Origin of the sequence: Paenibacillus rubinfantis, from assembly GCF_001486505.1 — a bacterium.
Taxonomy (GTDB): domain Bacteria; phylum Bacillota; class Bacilli; order Paenibacillales; family Paenibacillaceae; genus Fontibacillus; species Fontibacillus rubinfantis.
Genome location: NZ_LN909063.1, coordinates 592,479 through 614,205, shown reverse-complemented (window position 1 = coordinate 614,205; position 21,727 = coordinate 592,479). Strand labels below are relative to the sequence as shown.

At 46.5% G+C, this 21,727-nt stretch carries 10 protein-coding genes; all 10 read right to left on the bottom strand.

Annotation, left to right across the window (positions count from 1 at the left end):
- Nucleotides 1-48 precede the first annotated feature (48 nt).
- Entirely contained in the window at nucleotides 49-4,089 is a 4,041-nt protein-coding gene (locus BN3277_RS07855) for an Ig-like domain-containing protein (protein WP_089153323.1), read from the bottom strand.
- Nucleotides 4,090-4,274: 185 nt separating this feature from the next.
- Nucleotides 4,275-5,477: a methionine adenosyltransferase gene (gene metK / locus BN3277_RS07850; protein WP_059041689.1), complete on the bottom strand. Its 1,203-nt coding sequence runs from the start codon at nucleotides 5,475-5,477 to the stop codon at nucleotides 4,275-4,277.
- 362 nt (nucleotides 5,478-5,839) lie between these two features.
- A complete protein-coding gene (locus BN3277_RS07845; protein ID WP_059041688.1) occupies nucleotides 5,840-6,109 on the bottom strand; it encodes an alpha/beta-type small acid-soluble spore protein in 270 nt (89 codons plus the stop codon).
- Nucleotides 6,110-6,225: 116 nt separating this feature from the next.
- Entirely contained in the window at nucleotides 6,226-6,735 is a 510-nt protein-coding gene (locus tag BN3277_RS07840; RefSeq protein WP_059041687.1) for a hypothetical protein, read from the bottom strand.
- A 94-nt stretch (nucleotides 6,736-6,829) separates the two neighbouring features.
- Nucleotides 6,830-9,334 carry a hypothetical protein gene (locus BN3277_RS07835; RefSeq protein ID WP_232436358.1) on the bottom strand — a complete coding sequence of 835 codons (2,505 nt, stop codon included), beginning with the start codon at nucleotides 9,332-9,334 and terminating at the stop codon, nucleotides 6,830-6,832.
- A gap of 323 nt (nucleotides 9,335-9,657) precedes the next feature.
- Nucleotides 9,658-12,651, bottom strand: coding sequence for an Ig-like domain-containing domain (locus BN3277_RS07830; protein ID WP_059041685.1), 2,994 nt, complete (start codon nucleotides 12,649-12,651; stop codon nucleotides 9,658-9,660).
- Nucleotides 12,652-13,161: 510 nt separating this feature from the next.
- Nucleotides 13,162-13,503, bottom strand: a complete 342-nt coding sequence (locus BN3277_RS07825; RefSeq protein WP_059041684.1) for a hypothetical protein — start codon at nucleotides 13,501-13,503, stop codon at nucleotides 13,162-13,164.
- 167 nt (nucleotides 13,504-13,670) lie between these two features.
- Nucleotides 13,671-15,089 (bottom strand): group II intron reverse transcriptase/maturase, encoded by a 1,419-nt coding sequence (gene ltrA, locus BN3277_RS07820; protein ID WP_059041683.1) that lies wholly within the window; start codon nucleotides 15,087-15,089, stop codon nucleotides 13,671-13,673.
- A gap of 453 nt (nucleotides 15,090-15,542) precedes the next feature.
- Entirely contained in the window at nucleotides 15,543-19,694 is a 4,152-nt protein-coding gene (locus tag BN3277_RS07815; protein WP_059041682.1) for an S-layer homology domain-containing protein, read from the bottom strand.
- Between the two features lie 895 nt (nucleotides 19,695-20,589).
- Nucleotides 20,590-21,711, bottom strand: a complete 1,122-nt coding sequence (locus BN3277_RS07810) for a glycosyltransferase family 4 protein (protein WP_059041681.1) — start codon at nucleotides 21,709-21,711, stop codon at nucleotides 20,590-20,592.
- Between the last annotated feature and the right edge of the window lie 16 nt (nucleotides 21,712-21,727).

Sequence of the window (21,727 nt, the reverse complement as noted above, 5' to 3'; positions counted from 1 at the left end):
TCCCGACACCAAGGTTCACCCCCCAGTGCCGGGAAAAGTTGTGGATGATTAAATGTAGTTCAGTTTATCCAGTACCCGTTTCAGCATGACCGCCGCTTGCGCGCGCGTCGCGTTGCCTTGCGGCTGGAACGTATTCGTCGACACGCCCTGGATGATCCCTTCCTTCACGGCTTTGGCTACCGTGTCCTTAGACTGGATCTTGGCTGCGTCCTTAAACTTTGTTAACGTTGCGGTGCTCGCACCGTTCATCGACGTATCGTAGCCGGCGTATTCCATCGCCCGCACCATCATCAGCGCCATCTGCTCCCGCGTGATGTTGCTGTTCGGCTTAAACGTACCGTCGGCGTTGCCGTTGATGATCCCGGCTTTCGCCGCCGCTCCGATGTACGCCGCCGTCGTTCCCGACGACACGTCCGGGAAGCGGCGAGCATTCGTCTCATCACCGGCCAGCCCCAGCCCCTTTGCAATAAACACCGCGAACTCCGCGCGGGTGATGTTTTTTTCGGGTTCGAAGTTGGAGCCTGATGATCTCGGACCAACAATGAGTTTATTAGTCAGCTCAGCAATGTCGTTTTTAGCCCAATGCTTAGTTGTATCCGTGAAATAGCTGTAACCGATGACCGGACCAATCAAGGCATTGCCGGAGGTCGTTCCTTCAAACAAAAGCATCCCGCCGCTGCCGGTCGTGCTGGAAGGCAAATGCGCCAATGTCCGGTTGCTCACATCGTACTGAACTAAGGAGGCTTGGTCCGCTACCGATGCCTGTCCCGATAAACGATAGTGAATCTGACCCTTATGGGAGACATCCACATCGTTTTGTGGAGACGAGGTGTTAAAGGCTGACACGCTAACCTGAACCGGGTCGGCCAAAGGGGTTATGGTCACGCTACCTGTAGCGCCTGCCGAAGGCAACTGATTCCGTGAAACGGTCTCCAACTCGACCAGCAGGTTAACGGAATTCAGCGTATCCGCCATTAGCGAGCGAGAAAGCTCAGCATACGGGATTTTCTCTACAGGCACTTCATAGAGCACGTTTCCATATTTTACGGCAAAGGAACCCGTCTTTCCGCTATTGTACAAATCCATGAATCCGGCCATCGGTGCCGCGACGAGCGCCGCTTTCTCGCTGGACGGCACTTCAAATACCAGCATACGGCTATTGACGTTGTTATTGGCCAGATATTTGAACGACTCTTGCAATTTCCCATTATCCAGAGTGTATTTGTTCACGATTTGGCCATTTTGTGTGCTACCTCCGGAGACCTGAGCTGCACCTGTTCCCAGGATGAACCCGGCCTTTCCATAATCGGCTGCTGCCAACGCCGTAAGATAGGAAGGCTGTCCATTTACTCCCCCGGTTCCTGGAGTGCCGGTCCCCGTTCCCGTTAAGTTTTGAACAGGCATATCGCTATAGCTCTTTAGGATGTTCCCTAGATAGTCATATAAAGGCGCTGCACCTGTCATATAAGATAGCTTGACGGTTTGGGTTGGCGTAACCGCCGAAGTCAGCTTCAACGTCAAGGTATCTCCGCTGATCGAAGCACTTTGTAGGCCACGATTCGTTTGATCGACCGTAACATAGAACTGATTAACCGGAATATAACTCAACGCCATGAGTGATGTATTATACGTCACCGTAAGGGTGTCACCGCGCACAATGGCGGAACGAATGCCTTCCGTAATGGTACTATAGGTTACCGGCTGCAGATTGATATATCCCGCCAAGTTTCCATTCAAATCGGCAATGCCACCTACTCCAGACACATAAGAGAGCGTCACGGCTTGCGTTTGAGTAAATGAGGAGGCCAGCGTCAAGTAGACCTGACTCCCTACGATTTCTACATTCGTCACATATACCGGCGAGTTGTTCACAAGTACCGAAAATTGACTTTTCAGCGGAACGCTCGTCGTTCGCAATGCTTCGTTATAGGTCAGTACGAGCTTATTCCCTGAACCCTCCACCCCCGCAAATTCGGGAGGACGGGTATCATTGTAGTTCCTTACGAAATAATCGGAAAAACCCGGAATGCTCTGTCCCCGGTAGTCCTCCAGCGGATAAGACTCTGGTGAGTAGGAGACTTTCACGATTTCTCCATTGGATACGGAACTGGAAAGATACAGGGTTACTGTCGTCCCGCTTTGAGAAATGCTATTAATACCCTTGGAGTAACCATCGGCCGTTACTGAAAATTGTTGATAAGCGTAACTCGATACGCTCTTCAACGTATCGCTAAAAATCAAGACGAGCGTGCTTCCAGAGACATAACCGTCCTTAGGTTTTGGCAGAACCGAATCGACCCCGTTCGTCACTTCCCGGCTGGAAAAGGAAGCGACCGCATTCCCTGCCAAATCTCGGATCGGTCTGACGCTGTTTCCGGTGTAGGCGATGGTCACCTTCTGTCCGACGGCTACGCCGGTTTCCAGGGTTACATAGGCGCTGTTGTCGGAGACGTACGCGTTGCTTAGTCGGCGCGTCTCTCCGTTTACGGTTACGGAGAAGCTGGAAGTCAACAAGCTAATCGAAGAGTCCAGGGATTCATTGTACAGGAGTTGAATGACCGAGTTACTGTACATGGTCGCACTTTGCAGGGTCGGCGCAGTATTATCTGCACTGACCGTCTCAAAGGTCCAACTGCTCGATCCGGTCAATCCCCCGAAGGAAGTACCGCCTGCTGCTAAATCCAAGACAGCCCCGGGAGCAATGTTCACGTAATAGGTGGATCCTTCCTGTAAATTACTCGTCGGATCAATAATCAACTGACGATTGTTCGAAGGGTTCACCTGTACGGTTGCAGGTACAGAAGTCGCAGTTCCTTGCTTGTACAAGCTAATCCCGGACGCATTATTCAGTGCGATACTCCGGTTAAATGTCACAATCAAATTACCTGCTACTGGATGATTTGTGCTGCGATCGGCCGGTGACAATGAACTAACGGCCAATGTCGTCGACGTCGTGGTTCCTGTTGTAAATGTCCAGTTTGCAGCTGGAGCAGGATTGTTGTCACTATCCACGAACACCCCTGCGGGTACCTCAACAGTGTATGTGGTATTCATACTTAATGCAGTTGCTGGTTGAATAACGATGGTTCGAGAATCGCCACCTGTTACTTCAGGAGAAGTAACGCTAATGGTTCGTTGAGTCGTTGATCCGGTTTTGAGCGTAATATTCCCACTGACCGGATACACATTCCGGCTATAATTAATTTGCAATGCGGCTTGCGGATTTACCCCCGAACCCGTAGGTGTATATTGCGTCACCGTAACCGGCGAACCTTTTACAGTAAACGTCCATTGATTCGCATTGCTAATCCCGGCATAAGGTGTCCAATCCGCATCGCGAAATGCCGTATTTTCGATAAGTACATAATACCGTTCGCCGCCCGATAGTTTCGTTGCTGTAAATTGGATTTTCGTTCGATCTGCCGGGTCTGGGTAACTAACCGAAGTAGCCGCAATTGTTTCGATTGTCTTATTGTCAGAAACCCGATTGATCAGAATTCTCCCGCTGCTGGCTTCAATCGGTTCACTGAACGTGGCACTCAAGGTAAGCAGGTTTCCTGCAGCCAACGTTACGTTTGCATTATTCGGTGTAAATGCCGTAGCCGTTGGAGCGATATTACCTGAGGATACAGTCGTGAACGTCCATTCCATAATAGGAAGCGGATTATTCCCATCTACTTCGATAAACGTTCCTGCCGGAATTGAGATCTTATATTCCTTGCCATATGCTAGAGTAGGTAGCGTCAAATTCAACTCGTGGTAATCCTGATTCACTCCCGAGGCTGGACGCAATTGAATTTCACCATATAGCGTATCGGAACTCATGTCCGTAATTGCGATGTCTTGGGAAGTGAATGTCACCCTTTTTTCAAATTCTATTTTAATAGAAGTATTAATAACGACTCCTCGGTCGCCGTCCCCCGGGCTAACCTTCACTGCTCCTCCCAGCATACTCGAAGCAGCCACCGCCGTCTTTGAAGATAGATTCGTAAAAGATGCTGTCACGCCGGAAGCCGCTCCTGCTAAAGCACCACCGAATAAATTTGCCGCCAGTAAGATAGCTATAACTGCGGATGCTCTCTTTTTCATGTCTAGTAACCTTCCCCTTCCCTGAAGCCAAGTTCTGTATATAAGTCAGCCTCATCGGCAACGAAGCGCATACCTATATCTATTAACGGCAGATTTTCCCTACAAGTTTAGAAATAGCGCGAACAAAAAAAGGATACCTACTCTCACCAAGTGAGATAAGGTATCCTTTGACGTATCAAATCCTTTTAGATCCCCGCTTGCACCTTTAACGCCTCCGCCTTGTCCACTCTTTCCCAAGGCAAGTCGATGTCCGTACGGCCAAAATGCCCGTAAGCGGCGGTTTGCTGATAAATAGGACGACGCAGATCCAGCATCCGGATGATTCCCGCTGGGCGAAGGTCGAAGTTCTCACGTACGAGCTCAACCAGCTTCTCTTCCGATACTTTGCCGGTGCCATACGTATCCACGTTGATGGACACCGGGTTCGCTACACCGATGGCGTAGGCCAGCTGAATTTCCACCTTATCGGCCAATCCGGCAGCAACCAGGTTCTTGGCTACGTAACGAGCCGCATAAGCTGCGGAACGGTCCACTTTTGTCGGGTCCTTCCCCGAGAAGGCTCCCCCGCCATGACGAGCATATCCGCCATACGTATCGACGATGATCTTCCGTCCGGTTAAACCGGCATCCCCTTGAGGTCCACCAATAACGAACCGTCCCGTTGGGTTAATAAAATATTTCGTATCCCCGTCCAGCAGTTCAGCTGGAACAACCGGGAGAATAACTTGCTCCTTAATATCTCTTTGGATTTGTTCCAAAGTGATTTCCTCGGCATGCTGTGTGGATACAACAATCGTATCGACACGTTTTGGCTTGCCGTCAATATATTCAATCGTCACCTGGGTTTTGCCATCGGGACGAAGATATTCCAGCGTACCATCCTTGCGGACTTCAGATAAGCGGCGTGCGATCCGGTGCGAGAGCGCAATCGGAAGCGGCATCAGCTCCGGTGTTTCGTTCGTAGCAAATCCAAACATCAAGCCTTGGTCGCCAGCCCCGATATTTTCGGTTTCCTTGTCGACCTGAGCCGGATCCCGATTCTCGAGCGCGGCATTCACGCCTTGAGCAATATCCGCAGACTGTTCGTTTAATGAAGTCAGCACGGCGCAGGTATTGTAGTCAAAGCCATATTTAGCACGCGTATACCCGATCTCCTTGACCGTCTTACGAACGATCGCCGGAATATCGACATACTCGGATTTCGTACTGATCTCCCCGATCACAAGCACCAATCCCGTAGCTACCGATACTTCACAGGCTACCCGAGCATAAGGGTCATTCGCCAAAAAAGCATCCAACACCGCATCGGAAATTTGGTCACAAATTTTATCCGGGTGCCCTTCGGTTACAGACTCGGAAGTAAATAGGTGTCGCCCTTGTACGGACATAGATTCAACCTCCCATGGATAGTATGGCTGCAGCCTGTCTATCCAATACAATGTCATGCCTAATCAAAAAATGAACCTTTCCCAAATCGGAAAAGGTTGGATTAGCATCCTTAAAGGAAATAGTATCGTATTTGCCAAGTCATGTCAAAATAATTCATGGCTTTTGTGGAATAATTTATAATGGTTGTTCAAAAAGCCTCTTTTCATGACGAAGTAGAGCATTTGAAGTAAATTCGACGTCGAATCTTGAATTCAGCCCGGCCTTGCGTTGCTCATGTAGATCTGTCTACGCTCCGCTACTCAATCCCTAGCTTCATCCAACCTTCTCGGTCCTGAAAACCTGTCTTTTTGAACTTATCACCTTATAGAATAAAGTTCCGCTCTGCATGAGCAATCAAGCGTTTCGTAATTTCTCCGCCAACGGAGCCGTTTTCACGAGAGGTCAGATGTCCCCAGCCTCCACCGCTGCTTTGCGTGCCACCTAAGGCGCCTAATTCTCCAGCAAACTCCGTGTCCGCTGCTCCTGTTGCCCCATAACCTACAGGCAACCCGAATTCAGCGGCGATTTCGTATTTCCATTGTTGCAGCACCTGACGACTTTCCGGAACAATTTTACGGTTATTTCTTGCCATGATTTCAGCACCTCCTGAAAAGTTGGTTTTCAAGAGGTAGTATGGCATCCCTCTGCCTTCCCTACGCTCAGGAATGTTTGTCTCTTCTGCCCAATCATGCCATTTGCCTAACCGGGTTATTTGATTTGATATCCGCCGCGTACCATGACTGTGAGGTTATGGGTATCCCCTTCTTGCACTTGAATCCCCCGGCCCTCTCTAGGAAAAGACAACAGATGATTGTTCGCCACGGTGCCTCCATTCGGAATATCCTTCCCATCGGTAAGGTCCGCGACCCCATTGGAATCCGCACTATAAATAACCGCTTTGCCAGAACGGACAATAAATTCTGCCCCTGCAGCAGCGACTAGAATCTTACCTGGTTTGACATCAACGATTTGAATCCCCGCTTCGCTGGAGCTGCTCCCAGAACCGCCTGTAGAAGGCGTGCTCGGTGTGCTGGAGCCTCCTCCGCCTCCAATCGCCTGTTGAATCGCCTGATCCACATAGCTCTTGGTCACCACCGGATCATCCGCCGTTCCCGGTGTCGTCCCCGCACCCTCCGCTTGCATATTTAGCAGCGATCCTGCCCATACACTGCCGCCAATCAATACCACGGCCGTTGCTATTTTCCAACCCGTCTTCATTATGTTCCTCCTCTATGACTCTGTTACTGTCTATGATAGAGGTTTTGGTAGAAAGGAACAAGCCCAAATCCGGAGGGGATTTGGGCTTGTTGTTTTAATCATTTTTGTTAGAAGCATAATAATAAGCTTGACTTCCCAGTTTAACTTTCTGCCCCTGGAATAAATCATAAACATTGAGGTAGAACGAACCTGATGTTTTACCCTCAAAGACCGAATCATTAATACTAAAACTACTACTACCACTCGTAGTTAATTTCAAGTCTTTTTCTGGAGTAAATTCTTGTTCGAAGGTCCGGCCAGTACTTGAATCTACAATTTCGAATAGATATTTGTGCTCGGACTCACCCACTGCATAGTTCATATCCCTGGATAAGCTATAATCAAAGTTAACACTAACCGAAGACGAACCACTAAGACTTGCTCCTACGCTCCTCACAGTTAGGTTATATGGCGGTATGTTTAGTGCACTTAACGTACTATTAACAGTTGGTTGTACGATAGCTAATGAGAGCGCAGCAGCATTCACATAACCTGTCGAAGCCTCCTTAACAGGAGTCAATTTCCCATCGGTTATACCCTCACCAACAATCAATTTCATACCATTTGCTGAAATAGTTTTCGGGATCTTAGACCACAAAGTTACTATGCCTTTCTCTTCCGGCCCCACCGAAGTATCGATCTGGCTTACATTGGCCTTGAAAGTTAGGCCACTCGCGCTTTCATAAGCACCAGCTAATTGTGACAGATCAAGTTGATGATCCTCCATATTCTTTGATTCCAACTCAGTATATATGATATCAGAGGTAGTACCAGAAAAAACAAAGGATCTCAATACCCTTAACTCTTGTTTACGGCCAGATGTCTCAATCTTGTATGTTTCACCACTACTGATTTCAGGAATATCTGTTGCGGTTCCTGCACTGCTAAATTGAATCCATTCAGTAGTAGCATTCTCCTTGAGTTTTTCCAACAGCGATATCTGAAGTTGGCTAAAATCTAGGTAACTAGGAACTTTGGCTATAACATACACATCTGTCGACATATTAGCACCAAGCAAACCTACACTTTGCGTAGTAATTAACTGAGTTGTAGATGTCATCATTGCTGAATCTACTTTTAGAACGCCAGTCAATTCAGGTAGTTGAATTGTTTTAAACCCTGTGTTATCGATTTTAATTTTCGCAGAGACTAAGTCCCCGTCACTCCAAGGTAATCTTTGCACGGAGGACAAGGTAACTCCAAGAATTCCATTACTCGTTTGAATAAATTGCTTTTGACCAATCATATTTTGCATAGGTTGCATTGCCGGAAGCGCAAAAATTCCAACCGGGTAAGCAAACAAATCCTTAGAATCTGTCGCCGCAGGGAGACTCATAAAAAGTTGTGGGTTACTCGTGCTCACATTTGCCGGTATGCTTACTGGCAGATTAATTACTCTCTCCTCTAATGGCTGTAAAACTACATTCTCCATACTGGCTGTCGTAATTGGTAAGCGATATCCATCCGAAGTTTGAAGCTCAAATTGATACTTAGGAATGGTAATAGTCGTACCTGTTGTATTCCGTATTGCAAAGCGAACTGATAGATCGTGCTCATTAAGGCTTTGTAGCAACGTAGCCCCAGAAACTTTCACAGCAATCTTGCCACTACCTAAAGAAATGTATTTTTCCGCATTAGGTTGAACCGCTAGAGATTTGTTAGACGCATTGGGAAGTTGCATTGTTGCGATTGGTAAACTTAGCTTCGTAGTTTCATCATCCTGCACAAGTTGTAATTGCATGTTCGTTAGTTTGATACTCTTAGGAATGGCGGTCATTAAATTTAATGTCTTACTGTCTTGTGGCTGTATTTTATAGTCAACACTTGAAGTGTCTGCGGACATAGGGTAACTTGCACCACTGTCTGTTTTAATTACGAATTTAACCTTAGGATCTTCAAAAATCTTATATCCTATATTTTTGAGATCTAATCCAATACTCACATAATTATAATCACCTGATGCAAATGCTGCCACTTGGCTTACTTTCGCTTTCACAGGTGTATCAAAAACTTTTAAAGTCTTCGATTGATCCGAAGGTGTTGAAGTTACATATGTAGCAGGAATCTTAATCTGCCCTTTCAAACTTTCATAATTAGCTTGGCTGAAATCCCATTTAATAACTTGAAATACTAAATTGTTTACTTTTATGTTTTTCCCTACTTTAGCCACATAAGTTAATGTCGTTGAGGAACCCGCGGACAGTTTTTTCTTATCTTTGTCTTTGGTCATCAGTGACGTACTATACGTTGTACCACTGTTTGTTTTCAACTTCGACCAATAATCGAGCAAATCTAGCGACTTATTATCTCCATTTGTAATTGTCAATGTATAAGTTAGAATACTCTCATCATCTAAAGTTAAGATGTTTACATCGGTCAATCTAACCGTACTTTTTGCTGTAATTTTAATAGGATTTAGTTTTTCCAAAGTATTTACAATCGTTTTTGTTTGTTTCGTTGTTGTCTTCGGAGTGGTCGTACTCGCAGCCATTACTCCTGATGTTCCAGAAAGCAACAAACTAAAACTTAATGCAGCGGCGGTCACTGGTATCTTTTTCAAAGCCTTTCCTCCCATGCATAATTGTTCTTACAAATTTAAACGTATTTGAATCAGAAAGGTTTCGTATATAAAAAAATTGATTAGGTATTTTCCCCTTTAAACAACGGAGTGAATTTGTATGTTTTCCGCTTTCTGGTTACCTTCATTCTCCGCAAAATCACCAGCATATTATATGAGAGTTAAAGTCTAGCCATGAACTAAAAGATCCAAGGATCGATTTCAAGAGTTTACTTGTGCTTCTTCTCAAAACACCCCTTTATCAAAAATTTCCATTATGTAAAAAAGGAGAACCCCTAAGGGCTCTCCTTTTTATGTCTTGCTAATTATGGTGTAACAACGACGAACTCAACCAAGTCAGATCCTTTGATCAAGTTACCGGATACATCCTTCAGGAATCTTGCGTCATTCTTAACTTTTACTTGCAGAACATTTTCGGTAGTTCCACCAGTAATATTAAGAACTACAGTTGTACCAGAAACCGAAGTAACTGTAAAGCCAACAGAATCTCCGTTAGTCTTCTTCAGTTCAAGATCTGTTGCAATGTTAGCCAGATTAGTAGCACCTGTTACAGTTGCAAGATCTTCAGAGAAGGCAAGTGTTACTGCTGTAGTTGTAGCTGTAACATTTGTCAGACTACCAGCAATCTTATCGCCAGCAACTTGACCAATTGCATTAGGAGCAATTGCGATACCCGCAGCAGTTGCAGTTCTAGCATTAGCATTGATGGTTACAGTCGGTTTACCGTAAGCACCGAAATTACCATTAGAATCCACTTTATTGCCATCAGCCAATGTCAGAACAACAACTTTCGAGTTATCGGATTTCAGAGCAGCGCTGATAACGGAAAGTTTAGCAACTCCTGCTTTAACCTCAAAGTCAGAAGCAGAGACGGAAGCAGCAAGAAGATCTTTGTCAAATTCAACTTCAATCTTATTGTCTGCAACAGCATATACAGCATCTGTCACTTTCAATGCAGGTGCAGTACCTGTTCCGATAGAACTACTATTAAAGTCCTGATACAAACCTGCGATATATTGATCATCTGTATCTTTAATCAGTTGAACGCGGAAGTTTGTGATGACATCTACATCCAGATCATCCACATCAAATGTTAAGATAACCGATTTGCTATCAGGGCTTACTCTCAAATCAGTGCTATCCGGGATTTTATTCCAGGTAGTTCCGCTATCTTTGGAGTAGTAGTATTTGTCAAAAGATGTAGCAGCACCGTCGCCCGACAAAGCAACCGTCTTGCTGAAGTTCACAACGATTTTATTGTCAGATGAAAGCTTATCGATCGATACAGTCGCTTTAGAAGTGTTAGCAACTTCAAATTTTTTGCTGAAAGGTAGGGAAGAGTTACCCAAGATAGTAGTATCTTGTACCCCAGCTACTTCCAAGGTGTAAGTCTTGCCCAAATCCAAAGCCTGAACCAGAGTTACATCAACTGTCTTACCATCTGCTCTCAGAACAGCTGTTTTAGATTTGCGAACTTCATTTCCATCTGCATCCCGAACGATGTAATGTGCTTCATCATTAGCAGAAGACGTCAATAAAGATTTGCTGAATTTAATTACGAAAGTTTTGTTATCATCATTCAGTTCAGCATTTACAACTTCTGGACGAGTTTGGTCAACTACAGGATTCACTTCAACCTTTGTATCAGCTGCAATAGTGTTTCCAGAGTAGTCTTTAATACCATTCAGATAGAGAGCAGTTGCATATTGAATACGGTTAGCAGAGAAATCGAACTCATAAGTATCATCACTGATTTGAGTTACGTTTGTACCTGCATATTTCTTAGTGGAACCTTGCAGCCAGTAAACATTGGATCCAAGTACTGTCGCTTTATCTACAGGTTCGCTAAATTTGATACGGACCGTTTCGAAGGAAGCTTTTTCAACAGCTGCCACTGTAGGAGCTTCTTTATCTTCTACAACCGTGAATTTAAGTTCTTGAGGCGCGGATTTAAATGGAACAAAGTCTTCTACATTTGCAATCGAAATTGTATGTTCAGCATTTTCCAAAGTGCTATACAATTTGAAGATTACAACATTACCTGCAACTTCAGCATAGCCAACTGCCGCTTTACCGTCAATAGTGATGCTCGATGCATTCGCTCTGTAAATCGGTTCGCTAAATGTTACTTTAACCGTTTTATTACCAAGAGCTTGAACGGCAGTTGCTGTAGGCACGGCATTGTCAAGCGGAGTGAATTTGAAGTCTTTAACACTCAACACCTTGCTTCCAGCTTTAACGTTGCTGATGGTTAATTTATATTCTTTTTGATTTGTCATCACATCGCTAGGCTTATCGCCTTTCAATGTCAATGTAACAGTTTTTCCGTCAGCAGACAGAGAAGCAGATTCAGCAGTCAAGCTATTCGAAAGAGTATAGTTGGAAGCATCTTCGGCAGTTGCTTTGTCAACTTCTCCATCAAAAGTTACTACCACTTGTTTCAAGTTACTAGCAGACACGCTCTCAACCTTAGTAGCTTCAGTTACAACCCAAGTAATTTTCGCTGTAACTTCTTCACCAGCAGCAGTTTTGAAAGTAACTTCAGTTTCTTTGTTAGCTTCCAAAGCTTTTTCCAAAGTTACTTTCACTACTTCGTCGTTGGAAAGCGTGAACTCAACGTTCTTGCTGTCAACTACTTTGTAGGATTTAACCGTTGGAACTTGAGCTGCTTCGTAGATAGCGTAAGCTGCTACAACTGCTTGGGAGCGAGTTGCTTGAGCTTGGTAGTTGATGCCGTCAGCCAGGTAACCAGCGTTAACAGCTGCTGCTACATAACCTTTAGCCCATGCAGATGCTGTGTTGTTAGCGTCAGCAGGAACTTCCAGTTTCAGAGCAGTTACCAGAACTTTAGCCAGTTCTTGTACAGTTACTGCGCCGTTCGGATCGAACAGTTTCTTAGCTGCATCTTTACCATTGAGGATGCCAGCTTGTGTAGCAGCTTCAATGTAAGTGCGGCCCCAGTGATTTGCATAGTTCTTATCGTTGTAAGAAGTAGCGTCAACTGGTTCCAAGCTCAGGGAGTTAACGATGATTTTCGCGAGTTCAGCGCGAGTCAACGTTTTTTCCAAGTGGGACAGGCCGTCTGGGAAGCCAGATACGATACCTGCTTCTTTCAGAGCGTTAAATTGTTGCTCTGGAGTCAGTTTGGCATCAGCACCGAATGCTACGGAAGCAAACATGGAGAATGCCATTGCTGTAGACAAAGCTACGGACAAAATTTTCTTCATAACCTTTTTTTCTCCTCCTTGATTAACTATCACATGAGAATTTTCTTTAAATGAATAGCTCGTGTTACTCATTAGCCATTGCACCCCCTTTCCAGAGCTTGAGCAAGTTTCCTATAAATTAGGTCTGCAGCAAAACTGCAGAAACTTGTAACCTTATTCATTTGATAGAATGTAGAAATAGACTAGTTTCCTAATCCTACCTAAACATTATACAATGGGTCCCCATAGCCGTAAAGCTAATTTTTCTAATAGATAGACAAGTTTCCCTACGAGGAAGACGTTGCCATGTCTAATTTGGTCGCCATTGTCAATGCTCTACATCTTAAACGCAGCAGGTTCCAAAAAGTTGCGGGGGTTTTAAAAAAAATTGCGAGATTGTAACTTTTTCTAAGATTCCCCTCAGTTACGCCTTTTTGACTTCCTTGCCGCCTGACGGAAATTAGTATATCATGCCGGAATATGTCAGTCATTAAGCAACTTTTCCCATTTTCACACTATCTCCATTGTATGTTCGGACACGACAAATAAGACGTCCAAAATGGGACGCCTTATAGGTAATCTCGTACCAATAGGCTTTTGAAGTTATCTTACTCTCATGGCCAATTGGATAATACGAGCCCGCATTTGCGGATCGGTATTCAGTTTCTCATACATTTCATCGATCGCTTGCTTGTTGTCTTTGTATGTCTTCTCATGCTTCATAGTGATATGAGACCACTCGATCAATTCGTTCTCGGCTGCACGCAGCTCGGTGAATGCATCATGGAAACCCGTTTCCAGAACAAGGCCTTCCATTACTTCTTGGGTTACTTCTTGCAGTTTTGCAGTTTCTTCAATGCGCTTCTCTAAAACTTTGGATTTATCCTCAAATTTGCGTTTCGCTTTTGAATAACCCAACTGCGGTTTAGATAGAATCGGTTTCATCTGTTCAAGTTCACCCTTTTGCGTATTGTCTATTACTCTGCTTATTTTAACGTAAAGCTGGGGAAAACACAAAATGATGTAATTGGAAAATCGGGTAGGAGGCTACCCATTAATTGAGTAGCCGACCTCCCACACCACCGTACGTACCGTTCGGTATACGGCGGTTCCTAAGTTTTCGCAGTTACTTGTCGATAATAATCCGAGAAGAAGAGAAATCCTAAGCCCTTGAGAGTGTTATTTCCGAGGGACTTCGAGAGGACGGGGCTATTGGAGATTCTCCAGTAGCCCTTTCTCGTGTTTGCGTATTCCCATGCTTTTTGTCCTTGGATTCCGAGCGATTGCAGTTTCTCGAATTTCGTCCTCACTCGTTTCCACTGCTTCCAGAAGATCATGCGAATCCGCCTTCTCATCCATTCATCCGTGGATTGGAGCATACTTTTCATATCCGCTATTTTGTAGTAGTTGATCCACCCCATGATGTAGCGTCTAAGCTTTTCGGCTCGTTCTTCATTTCCCATCCCGTTGCTTCTGGACGTGAGCTCCTTTACTTTGGCTTTCATCTTGGCAGCGGATTTCGGATGAATGCGGACTCGTGTCTCTCCTTTCCTTTTGTAGAAGGAGAACCCAAGAAATTTAACCTTCCACGCCTCGTCCACCACTGTCTTTTCCCGGTTCACTTTGAGAAACAACTTCTTTTCAATGAAGGGAAGAATGTTCTCCAGTGTCCGTTCCGCGCTCCTTTTGCTTTTGCTGAAGATCAGGAGATCGTCCGCATAGCGCACGAAGCGGTGCCCGCGGCTTTCCAGTTCCTTGTCCAGTTCGTTCAGCATAATGTTGCTGAGAATTGGACTCAGATTGCCCCCTTGCGGTACGCCGATTTCCGTATCCTCGAAGCGGTGCTTCACGACAACGCCGGCTTTCAGGTACTTGTGGATGAGCGAGATGACCCGCCCGTCTTTAATGGTTCGGGATAAGACTTCCACCAATTTGCTTTGGTTAACGGTGTCAAAGAATTTCTCCAAGTCCATATCGACCACGTATTTGTACCCTTCTTCGATGTTTGATTGGCTTCTCTGAATAGCGTTATGTGCGCTTCTCTTGGGTCGGAATCCGAAACTGTTCTCCGAAAACTGTTTTTCGTAGATCGGGGTAAGCACTTGAGCGATCGCCTGTTGGATAACTCGGTCAACAACCGTAGGAATTCCCAGGTTTCTCTTCTTTCCGTTCTCTTTCGGGATTTCTACCCTTCGAACAGGATTCGGACGGTAGGTTCCGTCCAGAATGGATTCCTTGATGGTTTCTCCGTTCTCTCGGAGATATTGTAGAAGTTCATCTACTCCCATCCCGTCGATTCCGTGAGATCCTTTGTTAGTTTTGACCCGCTTGAACGCTTCGTTCATGTTGTCTCTGCTAACGATTTTCTCAAGCAACTCGTCCTTCGACTCGGTTGCGTCGGTGCTGTCGGTTTCAGGTATCCGCTCAGGACTGTGCGCTCCCGCATATTCTCCATGTTCCGCATGTACGTTTTGCGTCGAGCCTTCTCTTCGAAGTTGGCTGCACTTGACTCCTGTTTCGGTACCATTCATTAACCCACACCTCCTTAGGTTCAGCCCTTCCCTCAAGTTGTCGACTAACCGAGGTACTATGGCGTCTGCTGACTTCTCATGATAAATCTTGTTTCAACCATGATTTGAAATTCATCTCCTCACGTCCATGAGACCTCCCACGGTAAGACGCGTAACTTTCATCCCGTATACCCGCCGCATTTACATCCGCGTGTCCGTGCAGTTTATTGGATTTCGTCTTGTTTAGCAGACTCATCCCACTTTGGATGCCTGATGCGATTCGTGTTCCTCAGGCCGGGACTTTGCCTCCAGCTTCCTTCAGATTCCACCTCACGATGGACACCCTTGCTCTTGGCTAATGGTTGGCAACTGCCAGCCCCCATAGCGGACTTTCACCGCCTAGCTACGCGCCATGCGTGGCGCACTAAAGAAGCGGCCCGGATACGACTCCGGCCGCTTCTTTGTGAAGATCAATTAGCTAAAGTTCTTCGGGAAAATACTCGTACTCTTCTTCAACAGTTCAACGGCGATTTTCCCTGCCTCCGCCCGCGTCATTTCACTGGTCGGATTAAAGTTATATGAAGCTTTCTTTGCACCCGGCAGAGTGACGGGACTTCCGGACATGATTTTAGCCTTCGTTACGGCTTGGACAGCAGGCAGTGCGTAGTAATCAATTCTACCTGCATCCAGGAACGATTTAGCCACGCTATCCTTCAGCTTCTGATCGTTCAGTGCCAGCTTCAACTTGAGCGCTCTAGCAATCATCACGGCAGCGTCCTGACGCGTAATCGTCATGTTCGGTGAGAAGAAACCTTCCGTCCGGCCTGTGATAATACCGGCTCTTGCTGCCGTTTCCAGATGTCTATAATCCCAAGTCGTTGTTTTTGCGCCATAAGGAACATCGAAGAATGTTTGCTTCTGATCATCTGGTATCAACGGCAAGCTCAACCCTTTAACAAGCAAGGTGGCGAACTCACCCCGCGTGGTCAGGTCGTCGGCACCGAATGCGTCCGAGCGAAGATATTCCATGATTCCTTTAGAATACAAACCATTCAGAATATTGCGTGCCCACGGATGGTTCGTAATGTCAGTGAAGCTTCGGTTCAACTTATAAACCGCGTAGTACCCAAATTCATCGAAAGGAACCGAAACCGTATGGGATTTAGTATCGACTTCGCCAGGAACTCTGGTCCATCTTCCGACACCGTCAATTTCCGTGTATTTAAATACCGTGACCAGTGTGCCCGCATCGTCTACGACATTGCTGTCATAAGTCAGTTCCAATGTCCCGCGCTGGGAAGGAACGATTTTTCGCTCCGGTTCGAATTTCGTGAAGAACCCTTCGACCGAGTAGGGTGCCAAGCCGTTCGTGGCTGGCTTATAGCCCGTGGTGCCTTTATCGCCTAATTCTCCTACGCCTCCGCTGATCCAATAAATATTTGAGATCCGCGTGAAGTTAAAAGTATCGACGGTGGACGTGAAATTGCTTTTTAGCGAGTCCAACAAGTTATTATTGCCATTGATTTCGGTATTGTTATTAAAATAAACCCCGTAGTCATTCCGACGTTCAACGACCCCGTCTTTCGGATCGGCAATACCGAACAACAGCTTCGTATCCGGATAGAACTTAGCGACAGTATTTCCGGCCGCTGTTGCCGACCTCATAATCGTTCCTTTAGGGAAGGTCAACTCTAATTGTTTATTGAATACCGAATATTTTGTTGCCGTCTTTTCAGCCATGAATTGCGTATCTATAGTAACCTGGCTGGTGTAGTAGACATTGATGCTATCATCAATCGTATCATTACCCCGAACGATCTGGATTTTAATCGTGTTTGCCTTGTCCGGCTTCAAACCAACATAATCGTAAACAAAACGATTTTGCTTATCCGGTTCAGTGCGGCGCGTAGCCTCTTCTTTGCCGATGATCACCTTTGTCGCGCCTTCGGCTTCGATATCGAAGCGGACGAAGTTCTTGTTCACCACATACTGGTCACCAACAGTAGGCTGAGGTGCCAACAGGCGATACGGCGCCGCTTCCCGAGTAACTTCTACCCGCTGGTTTGTTCGGGCACCTGTCTCATTAATCAACTCCAGATTGTAAACATGCGTACCCGTGGTATCTTTTTCAAATTGAAAATCCCCTAAATAGGTTACATTCCCGCTGGCATCCGTCTGAACGTTGTTCATGATCCGAAGTAAGAAATCGTTGCTGTTCCCGATAACTTCATAATAGTACTTCTTCGTATCAGCAGGATAATACCCGCTAGTCTCGGTAAATTTATCCGGGCTCTTAGGAATGATAAGTGAAAAGATGGATTCTGAACCCAGATACAAGTTCACTTTACTTGCACCGCTGCCACGAACAACCATATCGTAACTCAGTTCACTGGTAGTATACGTCCCATTATCCTTCGGCGTAAATTCAGTAGGAATTTGTGTGATTTTTGCCACCACTTCTTCAACGGCATCCTTTACGGTGGTACTCGTCGGAAGAAGGAAGTCATCCTGCGCCGGGAACGGTGCTCGGATATCGCCGGTCACAGACGTCTGAGGAACCTTGCCCGGATGGAATTGAGTAATTGTCGCTACATTCTCGTCAACAATATAAATACGGAGCTTCTTGGACACCGGAACCCGGTTGCCGGCGGCATCGATATACTGCCCTCTAAATTCGATGGTATTCTCGCCAGCAACGAGCGGACCGCTCGCCGAAATATACAACGACAAATCAAATTTAGGGAACTCTGCTTTCCCCGCTACACCTTTTTGGACCAGTGTCGTATCTGTACCGAAGTCGGCTTGTTCGTCCTCGGTTAACTCACCTACATTAATCCCGTTGACGAAATACTCAGGGTTCAGAGTTGTGATCTCATCAGTAGTTGATGCCTTGAATCCAAAATATTCCCCGGAAACCACAAAATCCGTTTTTCCGGTCCCAGAGTTTTTCGAATTGAAGTAATACGTTTGACCATCTACTAGATTGTCTACCAATATCCCGCTTACTGAGGAATAGGAGATCGTGGCGTCAAAAGGATTTGACTTCCCCGTGTACTCGAAACGTACCGTTTGACTTCCTGTTGCGAAACCGGTGACTTGATAAATAAATGTATTCGTAACGTTAGTACCACCTAAGGTCGCTTGGACTCCAGGTGTCGAGATCGTTAGGTTTTTGGTTCCGAGCGGCAAGTATTTCCCTGTCAGCGCATCTGCAGCGACGATACCGCCATCCGTTTCAACCAAAATATAAAAGTCGCCTTTATCGACAGTGCCTAATGGAAGCTGGGTTCGATTATCGAGCTTGCCGGCATCGCCAGCCACATAATCCGGCAGATATTTTATGCTTTTAATCGTCGTCTTGTCGGAAACTCGATAGACAGGTGTATAAGACGTACTGAACGCCCACTTCGTGACCGGAGGGGTGTCCGTCGTAACCGACTTCCCATATTTCACATCAATCTTTGGTGCTTGCGTCGCCTTCGTAGTTCCGTCCGCCTCTTTCTGCGTCGGTACTCCCGTGATCTGGAACGTTACGAGTCGGTAGACCGGACCTGTCGAGTCTTCAATAATTACTTCCTCGGCCGCTCCAGTAGGAATGACAAAGTTACCTGCGGTATCGTATAAGTTAGGAGCAAGCATCTTAATGTCGGCTGCCGGAATAACCGTTTCATCCACAGATACCTCGTAATCTTCCTCAAACTCTTTATTACCCGCACTGAAAGGTACCATCACTTGTACGATAATATCATTGTCCGTAACCCCGCCGCGCAAGCTCGGAATGGTCTTTAAAAGGTCATATGTCTTTGAGCTATTGTTCTTGTCCACGACATGAAGATCGATGAACGGATTGGTATCCGTAAAGTAATACACATCACGTGCAATTTCAATCGAATCTGAACCGTTGGTGAATTTGATTGTCAGTTTATTCAACCCAGGCGATAGTTTCAAGGCCGGAGTGGATAACTGATTGTTATAAATGTCCGTCGACAATTCCTTCCCGTCGATCGTTACAGTCGCTTTTGTTGTATTGAATACTTGTCCCACCAAGGAAATCTGAGGGCTTTTTACTACAACCCGGGTTCCTTCGTTCAAGCTGATATCCGAAAGGAAGCCGCTTCCCGAGATCGCAAGATTCGAGTAATAAGGAATTTTATCATACAAGACGAAGAAGGTCTCGGAGCCTTCCACGTTACCAAATGTTCCTTTGAGAGTAATCCGGTTCAATCCCGGGAACAAGGTCAGGTTGGAGGCAATAAACCGGTTCTCGTTAGCCGGATCCTTCGCGACGATCCCCGGAGCAGTGTGGACCTTGTCGACGACCCAAGTGGCCTTCGCGTTATCCCAGGCCAGCAGATCCACCTGAGCGTTAAGGGTATCGCCAGAAACCTTGGAGTAGGCCCCCGAAACCGTTATGGTTGGACTATTCGTCACCTTAACCTTTGTTCTCAAGTTAGCATCATTGCCAATGGCATTTAATTCGTAGTTTGCCGTTTTCAGAATATCCCGATCATCCGGCGCAAAATAAGTTGTTGCTGCATAAGCCGTGGAAGTCAGCCCCACTGGAATCAGCGTAACAATCAAAGACAGCAAAGCCAGCCATAGAAACGGCTTCTTGAAGCGTTGCATGGATTAATCTCTCCTTTGTTGTGTAGTGTGTGTTGATGTCCCCCCCTAAAGTTCGGCAGGGACTGCCCAAAAGCGTCACTTACATATGTTATCGGTCGAAAAGTGGAAGAATTTTAGGAAAACATGAAGAAGAATCCAATAAAAAACGCGGGAGTCAAAAAAACGCCGTTCCGGCGGGGATGTCGTTGCACTTCTGGCTAGGGGGGGCCTGGGTTCCGGGGGGTAGTCTGGGGTTGTTGAGGTGTTGGGTTGCTGAGTTGCTGAGGTGTTGAGTTGCTGAGGTGCTAGTTGCTGAGTTGTTGAGTTGTTCAGTTGTTGAGTTGTTGAGTTGTTGAGTTGTTGAGTTGTTGTTGAGTTGTTGAGTTGTTGAGGTGCTGAGGTGCTGAGGTGCTGAGGTGCTAGTTGCTGAGGTGCTAGTTGCTGAGGTGCTGGGCTGCCAGGTTGCCAGGCTGGGTTGCTGGGGTTACTGGGGTTGCTGGGGTTGCTGGAGGTGCCTAACTAGGCATGGGTTGACCTAGGCTGCCTGAGTTGGCCTCCCCGGGTTGGCCCCGGATGGGTCATCGCTAACGGACCTGAATGACCTTATTCGCATATTTCCCGGAGATTTCCCGTTCTAACGGACTCCAGAGGCCTTATTCGGCTCTTCTTAGGGCCAAAGCGCTGCTACGGCCTGAGATAAGGTCCTCTCGGTCCGTTAGAATACGAACGGGCGAACCAACGTGCAAATAACGACTCTAGTGTCCGTTAGACAACTCCAGAGCAAGCGGCAGACAAAAAAACAACCCCTGCGGCCTACAAGCCATCAGGGGTTGTCCAATTATCAAGTCAAGAAATGCATAATTGCCCACCATTTAGGGATGCTATAATTTCGTACTGCCCTTGGTTCCTTGTCCTGTTATTTCGTACCGCGTTCCTCCGACACCTTCATACGCAGACGAGCGAGGAAGTCGAGCACCGGGCGCTTGGTCTTGCCGATCAGGCCGATGACCTCGGCACCGATTTGCAGGAAGAAGACCATCACGCAGATGACGACAAACGTCACCCAGTTGGCGTTATACATCGCGGCCGACGACTGGATTACGGCCAGTACGCCAAAGAAGGCGGCGATGCCATAAATGATCAGCACCGTTTGGCGGTGGCTGAATCCGAGCTCGCGCAGGCAATGGTGCAGGTGACCCTTGTCCGGCGAGAAGATCGGCTTCTTCTGCATCCAGCGGCGGACGATCGCGAACAGGGTGTCCGAGAGCGGCACGCCGATCAGAATCAGCGGTGTCAGGAACGACACGATCGCGATCTGCTTAAAGCCCAGCAGCGATAACAGTGCCAAGCAGAAACCCAGAAACAGAGCGCCCGAGTCGCCCATGAAGATTTTGGCCGGGTGGAAATTGAAGTACAGGAATCCGATAATGCTACCCAACAGCAGCAAGCACAACAGCGCCACCATCACGTTGCCCATCAAGAACGCCATGACGGCGATCGTTCCGATCGCAATGGCAGATACACCGGCAGCCAGTCCGTCCAAGCCGTCGATCAGGTTAATGGCATTGGTTACACCAACGATCCACAGAATGGTGAACGGAATCGCCACCCAAGTCTCCACTGCCGCATACGTGTGGAACGGAATATTTGCGAATTCAATACGTATATCGAACACGAACACGACCACGCAGGCCGTCGCGATTTGAATCAGAAATTTCAGTTTGGCCGGCAAATCGAAGCGATCATCCAAAGCGCCCAGCAGGACGGTAATCGTGCCTCCGACCAGAAAAGCTTTGATAAAGTTCACTTCGCGTACCGTGAAGACGTCCGGAAGGAACGGAAGAAGCAGAAAAAACGCGATGACAAATGATAAGAAAATCCCCAAACCACCGAGTCTCGGCATAATTCGTGTATGCACTTTGCGCGCATTGGGTACATCCACAGCGCCAACCTTAATCGCGAATTTCTTTACGAGCGGCGTTAGGCCCAAAGCCAAGCCAAGTGAAACGATAAACCCGATGATATAAATCATCAACATTAAATTTCGACCTCCA

What these genes read in the sequence shown, in the direction of transcription:
- BN3277_RS07855 (WP_089153323.1), bottom strand. Translation starts at nt 4,089, where the DNA reads ATGAAAAAGAGAGCATCCGCAGTTATAGCTATCTTACTGGCGGCAAAT.
- metK (WP_059041689.1), bottom strand. Translation starts at nt 5,477, where the DNA reads ATGTCCGTACAAGGGCGACACCTATTTACTTCCGAGTCTGTAACCGAA.
- BN3277_RS07845 (WP_059041688.1), bottom strand. Translation starts at nt 6,109, where the DNA reads ATGGCAAGAAATAACCGTAAAATTGTTCCGGAAAGTCGTCAGGTGCTG.
- BN3277_RS07840 (WP_059041687.1), bottom strand. Translation starts at nt 6,735, where the DNA reads ATGAAGACGGGTTGGAAAATAGCAACGGCCGTGGTATTGATTGGCGGC.
- BN3277_RS07830 (WP_059041685.1), bottom strand. Translation starts at nt 12,651, where the DNA reads ATGAGTAACACGAGCTATTCATTTAAAGAAAATTCTCATGTGATAGTT.
- BN3277_RS07825 (WP_059041684.1), bottom strand. Translation starts at nt 13,503, where the DNA reads ATGAAACCGATTCTATCTAAACCGCAGTTGGGTTATTCAAAAGCGAAA.
- ltrA (WP_059041683.1), bottom strand. Translation starts at nt 15,089, where the DNA reads ATGAATGGTACCGAAACAGGAGTCAAGTGCAGCCAACTTCGAAGAGAA.
- BN3277_RS07815 (WP_059041682.1), bottom strand. Translation starts at nt 19,694, where the DNA reads ATGCAACGCTTCAAGAAGCCGTTTCTATGGCTGGCTTTGCTGTCTTTG.
- BN3277_RS07810 (WP_059041681.1), bottom strand. Translation starts at nt 21,711, where the DNA reads ATGTTGATGATTTATATCATCGGGTTTATCGTTTCACTTGGCTTGGCT.